Genomic DNA, 12,852 nt, shown 5'->3' on the forward strand with positions numbered 1-12,852 from the left:
CCTAGTCCTGGCGGGAAGATCAACTGCGCGCTAACCTTGGCGGGACATGCCAGACCTCCTCGATTCGCTGATGCCCGATATGCATGCCCTTGCGGGGCCGGTGTTGCGTACCTCGCGCCTCGCCCTGCGGCCCTTGCTGGCTGAGGATGCGGCCGTGTTCCACCGGTTGATCAATGATTGGGAGATTTGCAGGCGCTTGCCTGACGCTCCGTTTCCGTATTCCGCCACGCTCGCCACGGCCTGGATCGCGGCGGCCGCCGCCGACAGGCTGGCTGGCAGAGCCGAGCAATTCGCGCTGGTGGATGCGGCGACGGGGGAAATAATCGGTTGTGCGGGATTGCGCATGGCCAAAGGCCACAAATCAGCTGATTTGGGTTATTGGCTGGGCCGCGCCTTCTGGGGGCAAGGGTATGGGGTGGAGGCCGCCCGCCGGTTGGTGGAATGGGCATTCGCCGCCTTTCCGATCACGCGGCTCACTGCTACGGTGGCGGCGGATAACGATGCCTCGGCCGCACTGCTGCAGCGGGTGGGGTTTTTACCGTCCGGCAAGGGGTCGCAGATTTTTATGTGCCGGCCCGGCCAAAAACTACCCGTCAAACATTTCACGCTGGAGCGCGAGGTGCCGGTGGTGGCCGTGCCACGGAAAAATGCCGTGCTGCTCGTCGTTGCCGTGGCGTTGATTGATGCGCAGGGTAAAATTCTGCTCGCACGCCGCCCCGAAGGCAAAAAGATGGCGGGTATGTGGGAGTTCCCGGGCGGCAAGGTTGAAACCGGGGAAACCCCGGAAGCCGCACTGGTACGCGAGCTGCACGAGGAGTTGGGGGTTGAGGTTGCCGCGGGCGATCTGGCGCCTTTTGTGTTTGCCTCGCACCCTTATGAGAGTTTTCATCTACTGATGCCGGTGTTTTTGTGCCGCCGCTGGAAGGGGAAGCCGGCGCCGAAAGAAGGCCAGGCCCTGGCCTGGGTGGCGCCGGATCGCTTGGTGGAATACCCTATGCCACCGGCCGACCGGCCATTGATCCCCATGCTGAGAGATTTTTTATGAACAATCCGACGGCCGCCATTCTAATCATCGGCAATGAAATCCTCTCCGGGCGCACGCAGGATGAGAATGTGCGCTTCATCGCCAGACGGCTCGCGCAACTGGGTATAAAACTTGAAGAAGTCAGGGTAATCCCTGATGTTCCGGCCCGGATCATTGGTGCGGTGAATGAGTTGCGCGCTGCTTATGATGTTTTGTTCACCACCGGCGGCATCGGCCCGACGCATGACGATATCACCAGCGAATGCATCGCCGCCGCCTTCGGCCTGCCGTGGGAGCCGCATGCCCCGACCTTCGAGCTGATGCAGGAGCGCATGGGCGAGAAGTTCAACGCGGCGCGCCAGCGCATGGCAACCATGCCGCGCGGCGCCAAGCCCATCGCCAATTCCGTGTCGCTGGCGCCCGGATTCACGATCGGCAATGTGCATGTCATGGCCGGGGTGCCAAGGATCATGCAGGCCATGATGCTGGCGCTGGAGCACGAACTGCCGCGTGGGGTGCCAATCGAGATGCGCACCGTCCACGCCATGGGCGTGATGGAAGGCAGCATCGCCGCGGCGCTTTCGGAAATTCAGGAGCGCTTTCCGGCCGTCGACATTGGCAGCTATCCGTTCCGCCGGGAGGCCGGCTGGGGGGTCGCGATTGTCGCCAAGGGTACGGATGTGGCGGAACTGGAGGAAGTCATCGCGCAGGCGACCGATTTGCTGGCGGCACAAAATACCGCGCCGGTTCAGGGAGAACCGGCGGCATAGTCCCAGCGGCTCAGGCGTCCATCTTAAGCGCGGCCAGGAAGGCGCTCTGCGGAATTTCCACCTTGCCGAACTGACGCATGCGTTTTTTGCCTTCTTTCTGCTTGTCCAGCAATTTGCGTTTCCGGCTGATATCACCGCCGTAGCATTTTGCGGTTACATCCTTTGACATGGCCGAGATCGTCTCGCGCGCGATGACCCGGCTGCCAATGGCGGCCTGAATGGCGATTTTAAACAGCTGCTTGGGAATCAGCTCTTTCAGCTTGGCGCAAATGGAGCGGCCGCGGGCCTCAGCCTGGGAACGGTGCGCGATGAAGGAGAGCGCATCCACCGGCTCCTGGTTCACCAATATGGAGATTTTAACGAGATCGGCCTCGGCGTAGTCTTCAAGCTGGTAATCGAAGCTGGCGTAGCCACGGCTGATGGATTTCAGGCGGTCGTAGAAATCAAACACCACCTCGTTCAGTGGCAGCCGGTACACCGCCATGGCGCGGTTGCCCACATAGGTCAGGTCTACCTGCTGGCCACGGCGTTCGTTGCACAGGGTCAGCACGGAGCCCAGGTAATCGTCTGGAACCATGATCGTGGCCTTGATCCAGGGTTCCTCGATGTGGTCGATCACGCTGCCATCGGGCATGTCGGAGGGGTTGTGCAGCTCCTCCATCTCGCCGTTGGTCTTGAAGATTTTATACACCACGGAGGGCGCGGTCGCGATCAGGTTGAGGTCGAACTCGCGGCTCAGCCGTTCCTGGATGATTTCCAGATGCAGCAGGCCAAGGAAGCCGCAGCGGTAGCCAAAGCCGAGTGCCGCCGAGGTTTCAGCCTCGTAGTGGAAGCTGGCGTCGTTCAGGCGCAGCTTGCCCAGCGAGTCGCGCAGTTTTTCGAAATCATCGGCATCCACCGGGAACAGCCCGCACCAGACCACCGGGATCGATGGTTTGAAGCCGGGCAGCGCCTCGGCCACCGGGTTGCGGTCGTCGGTGATGGTGTCTCCCACCTTGCAATCCGCCACGGTTTTGATCGCGGCGGTGATGTAGCCCATCTCGCCTGGCCCCAGGCTTTCCACGGCGCGCATTTTCGGCGTGAAGACGCCAAGCTGCTCGATGGGATGCACGGCGCCGGTTGCCATCATGCGCACCTTCTGGCCGCGGCGCATAATGCCGTTTTTAACCCGTACCAGGGTGACGACACCGAGATACTGGTCGTACCAGCTGTCGATCAGCAGCGCCGAGAGTGGCGCTTTCGCATCGCCTTTCGGGGCGGGGAGGCGTGTAACGAGCGCTTCCAGCACGCCTTCGATGTTCAGCCCTGTTTTGGCGGAAATTTCCACCGCGTCGGAAGCGTCAATGCCGATCACGTCCTCGATCTGCTGTTTCACGCGCGGCACATCGGCGGCGGGCAGGTCAATTTTGTTCAGCACCGGGACAATTTCATGGTGCGCGTCGATGGCCTGATACACATTGGCCAGTGTCTGCGCCTCCACGCCCTGGGAGGCGTCCACCACCAGCAGCGAGCCCTCGCAGGCGGCCAGGGAGCGGCTCACCTCATAGGCAAAATCGACATGGCCGGGCGTGTCCATCAGGTTCAGCACATAGGTTTTGCCGTCCTTGGCCGGGTATTCCAGCCGCACGGTCTGCGCCTTGATGGTAATGCCGCGCTCTTTTTCGATATCCATATTGTCGAGAACCTGCTCGGTCATCTCGCGCGCGGTCAGGCCGCCGCAATACTGGATCAGGCGATCAGCAAGGGTGGATTTGCCATGGTCAATATGGGCAATGATGGAGAAATTACGGATCAGTTCGGTCGGCGTGTCGGTCATGGGTGTGACATACGCAGAAACAGCCGCAACGTCGACAGCTATAAAGGCGGGAAGGGGCTGTGCGGCACAAAACCTTCCCGCCTGGTGGTGAGAATTATACCGCGCCGTTGGCCAGCATTGTGGCGCGGACGGCCTCTTCGGGCACATCGCTGCTGGTGAAGGCCTGGCCAATGCCGCGCGTCAGCACGAAATGCAGCCGCCCGCCGCGCATTTTTTTGTCCTGCTTCATATGGCCGAGCAGCCGCTCCACCGGCAATTGGGCAATCTGCGTGGGCAGGCCGGCGCTGCGCAGATGCGCGGCGATGCGGCTGGTATCCTCCTGCGGGCAATGGCCGAGCGCGGCCGATAGATGTGTGGCGAGGACGAGACCGACCGCCACGGCCTCGCCGTGCAACAATCCCTGGCCGTAGCCGGTTTCGGCTTCGAGCGCATGCGCGAAGGTATGGCCGAGGTTCAGCAAGGCGCGGCCGTTGTTGGTTTTGGTTTCCCGCTCGTCGTCACCCACAACCTGCGCCTTGAAGCGGACCGCCCGTTCCACGGCTTCCGCCAGGGCGTGGGAATCCTCGTCCAGCATCGCCGGAGCGTGGGCCTCGCACCATTCATAGAACGCGGCATCGGCAATCAGCCCGGCCTTCACGATTTCCGCATAGCCCGAGCGGCGCTCGCGCGGCGGCAGGGTCGCGAGAACGCTGGTGTCCGCCAGGACCATGATAGGCTGGTGAAAGGCGCCGATCAGGTTTTTGCCGTGCGGCGAGTTGATGCCGGTTTTGCCGCCAACGCTGGAGTCCACCTGGGCCAAAAGGGTGGTCGGTATTTGGATAAAGGGCAGACCGCGCAGGGTGGAGGCGGCGGCGAAACCGGCCAGATCGCCCACCACGCCGCCACCCAGGGCGATAACCGTTGTATGGCGATCAACTTTTTGCGCCAGTAGTTTGTCGACGAGATCAGCCCATGTCCGCAGGCTTTTGGAGGCTTCGCCGGGTGGCACCACGATGGCGTCGTGGCTGACGCCGACCTCGGTAAGGCTGTTTTGCAATGTTGCCAGATGCAGGGATGCCACGGTCTCGTCGGTCACGATCACGCAGCGCGGTTGCGGTAATACCGGCGCGATCAACGCCCCGGCGCGCGTGAGCAGCTGGCTGCCGATCACGACCTCGTAGCGGCTCTGGGATAGCTGCACGCTCACCCGGCGCGGGGCGATGTAGTCATTCAGGGCGGTGATAACATTGCTGGTGGTCACGTGCGGGGGGTCCTCTGAGCCGACGACGATAATATCCGCCTGGGCATAGAACGGGCTGCGCTCCTGGGAAAGGCGTTGCAGAATTTGCGCGGGGTCGCCCGCGTTGAGCAGCGGCCGGTGGGTTCGCCCGTGAACGCGTTGCACAAGGATCGGCAGCGGGCAGTGCAGCCAGACGGAAATGGCGCGCTCCCGCACGGCTGCCCTGGTCTCCGGGTCCATGAAGGCGCCACCGCCGGTGGCAAGCACGATCCGCCCGTTGGCGAGCAGCCGCTGGATGACCCGTTTTTCACCGGCGCGAAAATGCGCCTCGCCGTGTTTGGCGAAAATCTCCGCGATGGTGGCACCTGCCGCGCGCTCGATTTCCTGGTCTGCGTCAAAAAAAGGCAAGCCAAGCTGCGCCGCCAGGCGCTTGCCGATAGCGGTCTTGCCAGCGCCCATGAGGCCGACGAGTACGATACTCCGTTCGGAGGGGGGGAGGTTTTGGGTGTTGAGTCGCATCGTGGGAGTGGCTTATCACATCATCAGCATGACGATAGATGGGCATAGCGAAGCGTTTCTTGAAATGTTGGCGGCCGAACGCGGCGCCGCCCGTAACACACTCGCGGCCTATCAGGCTGACCTTGAGGATTTCGCGGCATTTGTGCATCCGCGGGGCATAACGCCGGGCGAGGCCGGTGCCGGTCATGTGGGCGCGTATATCGAAGCGCTGCATCAGTCAGGCCTGGCCGCGCGGACCCAGGCGCGGCGGCTATCCGCCCTGCGGCAGTTTTTCCTGTTTTTGCTGCGCGAGGGGATACGCGATGAGAATCCGGCCGCCGAACTGGCAAGCCCGCGCCTGCCGCAAAGCCTGCCGAAATATTTGAGCGAGTCGGAGGTTGAGCAGCTTTTGCAGGCTGCGCGGGAGTTTCCGGGTGTGCCTGGGCTGAAGGCCTATGCCGGGCTGGAGATTTTATACGCCACCGGCTTACGCATTTCGGAGTTGCTGGCGTTACCGGCCCGCGCCCTGGCGAGCGATGCGGCGGTCTTGATGCTGAAGGGCAAAGGCGGGCGGGAGCGGATTGTGCCGCTTTCCGACATGGCAAAACTGGCGGCGGCGCGGCTGCGGGAAGCGACGGCCAAGTTAAAGCCGCCCCCGCGCTACCTGTTCAGCGGCCGCAACCCGGCTCTGGCGATGACCCGCCAGGGCTTTGCTCTTTTGCTCAAACAGGTGGCGCTGAAGGCGAACATAGACCCTGGCCGGTTATCGCCGCATGTGCTTCGGCACTCATTTGCCTCGCATCTGCTGGCGCACGGGGCCGATTTGCGCAGCCTGCAAAAGCTGTTGGGCCATGCGGATATCGCGACAACGCAGATTTATACCCATGTGCTGGCCGAGCGGTTACAGCGCCTGGTGCAGGCGCATCATCCTCTCGCGCGCTGAACATGCTCAGGGGTGGTGTTGATCCGCCCCAGAACTTCAACGCGGAGCCGTTCCAGCCATGAGCCTCGATGCCGGGTTTCGTTGGCGGCAATATAGCGGCGCATTTCCTTTGGCATTTTGCGGCGTACGGGTGAATCGGCGGCATAAGCGGCCCGGATGCCGCTCACAGTGGCGTTGAGGCAGCCATTGCGCTGACCCTTTATGAGATAGCCAAGCATGCGCGGGGTTAGCGCCAGCCATGAAGCTCCCCATTTACGGCCGATGAGCAGCCGGTTGCGTACGAAATATGTTGTGCGGGCGGTGTTCCAGCCGATGCGCGCTTCTGGCGAGACGTTATGGATGACAGCCAGCGCCCCATCGTAGCCGATTTTCCACCCCAATGCGATGGCGGAGAGGCAGAAGTCGTATTCCTCCCAGGTGAAGAAGAACGAGGGGTCATAGCCGCCGGCGGCGTTCCAGGTTACGCGCCGGATGGCATGGCCCGCACCGACAAAGGTTGTGGTATCAAACCGGTCCTTGAACCGGGATATGAGGCGTAGGGGATAGCCCCAACTGGATTTATCTGGACGTAGGCCGCCGGCGCAAAGGATGTTGAACCCGAGCGCCCCCAGTTCAGGCCGTTGGCCGAAAGCCCTGACTGCTCGGGCCACCACCCATTTTTCGGCGAAAACGGCGTCGTTATCAAGCGCCACGATAATCTGGCCGTGCCCGAGGGAGGCTAAAAGATTACGCCCTCCAGCAACCCCCAGATTCTCCACGGAGCTGTAAAACGTGAAATGCGGGGCTCCTGAAAACATGCGGGCAAGATTCCGCACGGTTTCCGGCGCTGAGCCCTGGTCCAGAACCGTGACATGAAATGTTCCGCCACGTTGAGCGCGGGCAGATTGGATCGCCTCGATAGTTTCAGCTGGCCGGTTGAGAGACAGAATTATGATGTCCGCATCATAAGCATCGATGACGGGGCGCTGGCCGGCCAGAAGGCGCAGAGCCGTCTCACCAGGCATTTGTCTGCATCAGCAGCGTAGGCAAGGTTTGGATGATGATGAATATATCAAGCCAGACTGACCAGGACTGAATATATTCGATGTCGCTGGCCAGGCGTTGTTCAAGCACGCTGAGGGCCCGGGTTTCCCCCCGTTGACCTCGAATTTGCGCCAGCCCCGTAATGCCGGGCTTTACGCGATGGCGCAGCCGGTAGAGGCGCAGCGCGTTTTCAAAGGTGATGCCCTCAACCTTGGTTTCCGGCGCATGAGGGCGCGGCCCGACCAAGGACATGTCGCCCTTGATGACGTTAATCAACTGCAACAATTCGTCCAGCGATGTGCGGCGAAGAAAATGCCCGATCACTGTAACCCGGGGATCCTGACGCTGGGCCTGCGCGAAGGGCCGGTCAGGGTCATATGTCATTGTACGAAATTTAAGCACGGTGAACTGCTGACCTTGGGCACCTGTGCGGGTTTGCCGGAATATGAAAGGGCCAGGGCTGCTCATTTTGATCAGGCAAGCAGAGATCAGCAGCACGGGTGAAACGAGCACCAGCAAACCCAGAGCCAGTATCAGATCGAAGGCCCGTTTGGTTACGTTCAATGAACTGACCATGCTGTTCGTGACGATCGGCACGATTTTACAGGACCCGGATTGGCTTTTAAGCAGTTCTGGCAAATTCGATGCGATGTCAAAAGCCATCCAGATGCGAGCCGGGTAGGCGAGGAGATCGGAAAAAAGCTCTTGGTGAAGTGTGGCCGCAATCGTATCCAGCGCCGGGTGATGAACGAAGATGATGTCCTGGACGTTTTTTGCCCGGATCATTTTCAGCAGAGCCTGGATATCGGGCACTTCCGCCCAGTTCGGGAGGCTATCAAGGACATGTCTGGGAGATAGGTAGAGAACGCCCGCAATCCGGGAGGAGATTTGCAGCTCGTTCAACGCCTGCGCCAAGCCCTGCGGGCAATGGTCATAACAAACGATGACAGAGCTGCTCGCTCTCTCCTCATGGCTGCTGGCGGTCAGCCGCTCCGCCAGAACCGTTCTGAAGCCGCTCAGAATGAAAGGTGTCACGATCAGATCCGCAGCCGTCCAAGGCCGGGCCAGAATGTGCGGATATCCCATGAGAACGGCGAGTGAAAGCATGGTGATGCTGGTGGCGTAGAAACAGTTTATCGCCAGGCCGGTTTGTTTTCGTAAGGCTGATGGCTGGCTGGCCCGATACCCGCCATGGGAGGCGATCAACATAACGGAGATAAAGGCGAGTAATATCCAGAAGCAGAGGTTTCTCTCCAGGTTCTCGGTGCTTTGCCGAAGGAGGCTGCCCGTCAGGGGGATGATCAAAAAAACAAAAAAATCAAAAAAGAGAAAGACTATAGAGGCAGATATTTCAGGGTGCTTTGCAATCGCGGGTTGATTTTGGCATGATTGGCCGTGACTCATCCCCGCGGACGCGTGAAATTCTGCCATTGTAAAATCGCCTAATAGTTGTGTTTGGCGTCATCGTCTTACTTGAGGTTGTATTAACTAAACACAAACCTTTTGGAAAGAAAATAATTAAAACTCAGCCCGGCCAGCGATGCGGCGATGTTGGGATATATTGGTTGGTTATAGCATGTAGTGTTTATTGAGATTAAAATAAAAAATGTTCCGCCATTAACGGCAAAACCGATCAAATTTGTGGCGAGAAACTTTGCCCATTGCACATGAGGAGCAGCATGGAGGTGATGGCGGAAGGTCCAAATGCGATTCGTGGCCCAATTCGCCGTGGCGGCGATCAGAAAACCGAATGTTTTTGCGATATATAGGCCGGTATGTGCCTTCAGCCCATAAACAACGCCAGTATCCCAGCAAAAGCCCAGCGTGCCGACAGCGGCAAAGCGGATGAATTTTTCACTGAAGCCGCTGCGAGACAGCAACGCCACGATGGCATCCAGGCCGCTCAGAAGCCGTTTGGCGACCATTTTCGCCATTATTCATCCAGCCTTGCAGAGCGGGGTGAAATCAGGGAGCCGCGCGGCTGATAGTCTGGCGGTGCCAAGTCAGCTCGCAAATGGATCTTGCACGAGGATTGTGTCGTCACGTTCCGGGCTGGTTGAAAGTAAGGTTACGGGCGCTTCGACCAGTTCCTCGATTCGCTTGACGTATTTGATCGCGGCGGCCGGAAGCTCGGCCCAGGAGCGGGCGCCGCGGGTCGAGCCACTCCAGCCTTCGAGCGTTTCATAAATCGGCTCGGCGGCGGCCTGTGCTGCCATGCCGGCGGGCAGATGCTTGAAGCTCTGCCCGTTGATACGATAGCCAACGCCGATTTTCAGTTCACTGAAGCCGTCGAGCACGTCCAGCTTGGTGAGTGCCAGCCCGTTGATGCCGCCGACTTTCACGGCCTGGCGGACGAGTGCTGCGTCAAACCAGCCGCAACGGCGCTTGCGGCCTGTCACGGTGCCGAATTCATGGCCGCGTTCACCGAGCATCCTTCCGGTATCGTCGTGTAGTTCGGTGGGGAATGGGCCGGCGCCGACGCGGGTGCAATAGGCCTTGGCGATGCCCAGCACCCGGCCAATGGCGTCCGGTCCCATGCCGCTTCCCGATGCTGCCGTGCCGGCCACCGTGTTGGATGAGGTGACAAAGGGGTAGGTGCCATGATCGACATCCAGCATTACCGCCTGCGCGCCTTCAAAGAGGATACGCTGGCCATCGCGGCGTGCGGCCGCCAGACGCTCCCACACAGGCTCGGCGAAAGGCAGGATTTTTGGCGCCAGTTCGAGCAGGCTGGCGAGCAGGCTGGCTTTGTCGAAAATCGGCGCGCCGAGTCCGGCCAGCAATGTGTTGTGGTGCAACAACAGCTCGTCGAGTTTCGCCGAGAGGGTTTCCGGTTCGGCCAGATCGCAGACCCGAATAGCCCGGCGGGCGACTTTATCTTCATAGGCCGGGCCGATGCCGCGCCCCGTGGTGCCGATTTTGCGGTCGCCGCGCGCGGCCTCGCGGGCGCTGTCCAGTGCCGCGTGCAGGGGGAGGATCAGCGGTGCGTTGTCGGCGATGCGCAGGGTTTTGGGCGTTACCGGCAGGCCCTGGGCGGAGAGACGGGCGATTTCTGCCAGCAGGGCAAACGGGTCGATAACCACGCCGTTGCCGATAATGCCGAGCTTGCCGCGCACCAGGCCGGAGGGCAGCAGTGAGAGCTTATAGGTCTGGTCACCGACGACCAGCGTGTGCCCGGCGTTATGCCCGCCCTGGAAGCGCACCACGACATCCGCGCGGCTGGCGAGCCAGTCCACGACCTTGCCTTTGCCTTCATCGCCCCATTGCGCGCCGATAATTGTTACGTTGGTCATTTCAGATCCTTGGCAAGCGGAGCAATGGCCCCGTTTTTATAAATATAGCTGCATCCCAGCCTTGCGGCTTCTTCGAGTGGCGGCGAATGCGCATCCAGCTCGGCAACGGTGGCGAAATTCTGTGCGCGGCACGCCGCCGCCTGTTCAGGCGTGGTGCCAAAAGGCAGATAGATGCGCGGCCGCAATTTCTGGTCAGGTGCCACGCGGACGATGGTGTCAGGATACAACGTGATCCCGGTGGCGGGTTCAGTGTCGCCACAAAGATAGCGCCCACCCCTGCCAAGCTCCGCCTGCCGCCCGGGGGCGAAGAGGGTCATGCAAATGCCGGTGTGGTATTGATAGCCACGGAACTCCACGGGATCAGCGGTCAAGGGCAGGTCTGGCCGCTGGCGCCGGATGGCGGCGACGGTTTCAGCCATGCGGACCGCCTGAATACGCGCACTTTCCGGCAAATCGATGGCCAGCAAAGCAGGTATGGCGCGTTCGGCGGTGCCGGTGGCCTCAAGGAGTTGGAGCAGCAAGCCTGCAATCGGGCCGTCAAGCTCGGCGACTTCGGCGGCGTCCTTGCGATCCAGCGCGCGGGCAAGGGCAGGGCGGTTTGCGGCGGGAAGGTCTTCCAGCAAATGCAGAACCAGCCGGGGCACCGTAAGGTCGATGCTGATGCTGGTCAGGCCAACGGCCGCCAGGGCTTCGACCGCGGTTAAAATGATCTCAGCGTCAGCCTCGGCGGTGTCGTGGCCGATCAGCTCAATACCGGCCTGCGCAATCTGGCGCTCTGGTTGCAGCTGCGAGCCACGGACGCGCAGGCACTGCCCGGCATAAGCCAGCCGCAATGGGCGTGGAGCACTGGCGAGCCGTGTTGTCGCCAGCCGGGCGATCTGTGGCGTGGTGTCTGCCCGCAGGCCCATCATGCGTTGGCTTTCTGGGTCCATCAGCCTGAATGTCTGTTCGGCCGTGGCGGCACCTGAGCCTGCGAACAGGCTGTCCTCAAATTCCAGTAGCGGCGGTTTAACCCGCTGATAGCCGTGCGCGGCAAAGCAATCCATGATTGTTTCGACGGAACGTGCTTCCAGCTCCGCCTCGGGAGGCAGAACATCGCGCAGGCCGACGGGGAGCAGAGCAGGGTGGGTAAGCGATGTTTCGTTCATGGGAACCAATGACTGTGGCGCGGCGCTATAGCATTGCTACGCCGCAGGTCCAATTGCAGGCTTTGCCAGGTTGAACTACACAACATTAACACAACCTTAAAGAGTGTTAAGCGGTGCTTTTCAACACAAAGCTGTTCATTCTCGTGTTCCTGCCTTTGGCGGTTGGCGGTTATCTGGGGCTTGGCCGGCTGGGGCGCCGCCCGGCATTGGTTTGGCTTCTGGCCTGTAGCCTGGTTTTTTACGCGTGGTGGAAGCCTGTTCTGCTGTTTTTGCTGGCCGCTTCAATTTTGTTCAACTTTTTCTTCGGCCGGATGATCGGAATGTTTCCGCACCGCCGTGCGTGGCTGGTGGCAGGGCTTGTGTTCAATTTGGGGCTGCTTGGGTTCTTCAAATACACAGGTTTTTTTGCTTCGTTACTGGGCGCGGCGTGCCCCTTCGGCGGAATTTTACTCCCGCTCGGGATAAGTTTTTTTACGTTTCAACAAATCATGTATCTGGTTGATGCGCAGCGCGGTGACATTCCGGCGCCGACGTTTCTTGATTACGCCTGCTTTATTGCCTTTTTTCCGCATCTGATCGCGGGGCCGATTGTACAGCCACGGCATATCCTGCCTCAGTTCGCAAGCATCCAGCCGTTTGCCGCATGGCGGGAGCGTCTGACCCAGGGGATTGAAATTTTTATTCTGGGTTTGGCCAAAAAGCTGGTTCTGGCGGATGGTTTGGCCCGCTTTGCCGACCCGGGGTTTGCCGCCGCCGCGCTGCACGCTCCCCTTACGCTGATTGAAGCCTGGGTGGCCCTGCTGGCATATGCGTTACAAATTTATTTCGACTTTTCCGGCTATTGCGACATGGCCATCGGCCTCGCGCGTATGTTCGGCATAAATTTTCCGATCAATTTCAACAGCCCTTATCAGGCACGCAATATCAGCGACTTCTGGCGGCGCTGGAACATCACGCTGAGCGGCTTCCTGCGCGAATATCTCTACATCCCACTTGGCGGCAATCGCCATGGCGAGGCCCGGCGGATTTTTAACCTCATGCTGACCATGCTGCTAGCCCGGATTATGCAGGACTGCTGGCGAGCATAGCGTAAACCGTTGATTTGATGTAAGAATTGG

At 60.4% G+C, this 12,852-nt stretch carries 11 protein-coding genes; 4 read left to right on the top strand and 7 right to left on the bottom strand.

Annotated features, from left to right (window positions below):
* Positions 1 to 46: 46 nt before the first annotated feature.
* Positions 47 to 1,045, top strand: a complete 999-nt coding sequence (gene mutT / locus QQJ84_RS17765) for an 8-oxo-dGTP diphosphatase MutT (RefSeq protein WP_284259664.1) — start codon at positions 47 to 49, stop codon at positions 1,043 to 1,045.
* Positions 1,042 to 1,794: a competence/damage-inducible protein A gene (locus QQJ84_RS17770; RefSeq protein ID WP_284259665.1), complete on the top strand. Its 753-nt coding sequence runs from the start codon at positions 1,042 to 1,044 to the stop codon at positions 1,792 to 1,794. Before mutT ends, QQJ84_RS17770 begins: the two co-directional genes overlap by 4 nt.
* 10 nt (positions 1,795 to 1,804) lie before the next feature.
* Here the strand turns inward: QQJ84_RS17770 and lepA are convergent, their stop codons facing one another.
* On the bottom strand, positions 1,805 to 3,610 hold the full coding sequence (lepA, locus tag QQJ84_RS17775) for a translation elongation factor 4 (protein ID WP_284259666.1): 1,806 nt from the start codon (positions 3,608 to 3,610) through the stop codon (positions 1,805 to 1,807).
* A 94-nt stretch (positions 3,611 to 3,704) separates the two neighbouring features.
* Positions 3,705 to 5,348, bottom strand: coding sequence for a 3-dehydroquinate synthase (gene aroB / locus QQJ84_RS17780; RefSeq protein WP_284259667.1), 1,644 nt, complete (start codon positions 5,346 to 5,348; stop codon positions 3,705 to 3,707).
* Positions 5,349 to 5,376: 28 nt separating this feature from the next.
* Here aroB and QQJ84_RS17785 point away from each other — a divergent pair, with 28 nt between their 5' ends.
* Complete coding sequence (locus QQJ84_RS17785; protein ID WP_284259680.1) at positions 5,377 to 6,270, top strand: tyrosine recombinase; 894 nt, start codon at positions 5,377 to 5,379, stop codon at positions 6,268 to 6,270.
* Here QQJ84_RS17785 and QQJ84_RS17790 read toward each other — a convergent pair.
* From QQJ84_RS17790 to QQJ84_RS17810, 5 genes are all read right to left on the bottom strand, one after another.
* Positions 6,252 to 7,274: a glycosyltransferase family 2 protein gene (locus QQJ84_RS17790; protein ID WP_284259668.1), complete on the bottom strand. Its 1,023-nt coding sequence runs from the start codon at positions 7,272 to 7,274 to the stop codon at positions 6,252 to 6,254. The two genes, QQJ84_RS17785 and QQJ84_RS17790, sit on opposite strands and share 19 nt — an antisense overlap.
* Complete coding sequence (locus QQJ84_RS17795) at positions 7,264 to 8,724, bottom strand: exopolysaccharide biosynthesis polyprenyl glycosylphosphotransferase (RefSeq protein WP_284259669.1); 1,461 nt, start codon at positions 8,722 to 8,724, stop codon at positions 7,264 to 7,266. Before QQJ84_RS17795 ends, QQJ84_RS17790 begins: the two co-directional genes overlap by 11 nt.
* A 53-nt stretch (positions 8,725 to 8,777) precedes the next feature.
* Positions 8,778 to 9,227 (bottom strand): GtrA family protein, encoded by a 450-nt coding sequence (locus tag QQJ84_RS17800; protein ID WP_284259670.1) that lies wholly within the window; start codon positions 9,225 to 9,227, stop codon positions 8,778 to 8,780.
* Positions 9,228 to 9,296: 69 nt separating this feature from the next.
* The gene (locus tag QQJ84_RS17805) at positions 9,297 to 10,586 is read right to left on the bottom strand and encodes an adenylosuccinate synthase (RefSeq protein ID WP_284259671.1); all 1,290 of its coding nucleotides are present in this window, start codon (positions 10,584 to 10,586) and stop codon (positions 9,297 to 9,299) included.
* On the bottom strand, positions 10,583 to 11,734 hold the full coding sequence (locus QQJ84_RS17810; RefSeq protein WP_284259672.1) for an ATP phosphoribosyltransferase regulatory subunit: 1,152 nt from the start codon (positions 11,732 to 11,734) through the stop codon (positions 10,583 to 10,585). The genes QQJ84_RS17805 and QQJ84_RS17810 overlap by 4 nt, the downstream gene beginning before the upstream one ends.
* A gap of 113 nt (positions 11,735 to 11,847) precedes the next feature.
* Here QQJ84_RS17810 and QQJ84_RS17815 point away from each other — a divergent pair, with 113 nt between their 5' ends.
* Positions 11,848 to 12,822: an MBOAT family O-acyltransferase gene (locus QQJ84_RS17815; RefSeq protein WP_284259673.1), complete on the top strand. Its 975-nt coding sequence runs from the start codon at positions 11,848 to 11,850 to the stop codon at positions 12,820 to 12,822.
* The last annotated feature ends 30 nt before the right edge of the window (positions 12,823 to 12,852 follow it).

It is taken from the genome of Acidocella aquatica, assembly GCF_030160635.1.
GTDB classification, from domain to species: domain Bacteria; phylum Pseudomonadota; class Alphaproteobacteria; order Acetobacterales; family Acetobacteraceae; genus Acidocella; species Acidocella aquatica.

Excerpts from the sequence above, each read along its gene's own strand:
- mutT (WP_284259664.1), top strand. The coding sequence starts at position 47 with ATGCCAGACCTCCTCGATTCGCTGATGCCCGATATGCATGCCCTTGCG.
- QQJ84_RS17770 (WP_284259665.1), top strand. The coding sequence starts at position 1,042 with ATGAACAATCCGACGGCCGCCATTCTAATCATCGGCAATGAAATCCTC.
- lepA (WP_284259666.1), bottom strand. The coding sequence starts at position 3,610 with ATGACCGACACGCCGACCGAACTGATCCGTAATTTCTCCATCATTGCC.
- aroB (WP_284259667.1), bottom strand. The coding sequence starts at position 5,348 with ATGCGACTCAACACCCAAAACCTCCCCCCCTCCGAACGGAGTATCGTA.
- QQJ84_RS17785 (WP_284259680.1), top strand. The coding sequence starts at position 5,377 with ATGACGATAGATGGGCATAGCGAAGCGTTTCTTGAAATGTTGGCGGCC.
- QQJ84_RS17790 (WP_284259668.1), bottom strand. The coding sequence starts at position 7,274 with ATGCCTGGTGAGACGGCTCTGCGCCTTCTGGCCGGCCAGCGCCCCGTC.
- QQJ84_RS17795 (WP_284259669.1), bottom strand. The coding sequence starts at position 8,724 with ATGGCAGAATTTCACGCGTCCGCGGGGATGAGTCACGGCCAATCATGC.
- QQJ84_RS17800 (WP_284259670.1), bottom strand. The coding sequence starts at position 9,227 with ATGGCGAAAATGGTCGCCAAACGGCTTCTGAGCGGCCTGGATGCCATC.
- QQJ84_RS17805 (WP_284259671.1), bottom strand. The coding sequence starts at position 10,586 with ATGACCAACGTAACAATTATCGGCGCGCAATGGGGCGATGAAGGCAAA.
- QQJ84_RS17810 (WP_284259672.1), bottom strand. The coding sequence starts at position 11,734 with ATGAACGAAACATCGCTTACCCACCCTGCTCTGCTCCCCGTCGGCCTG.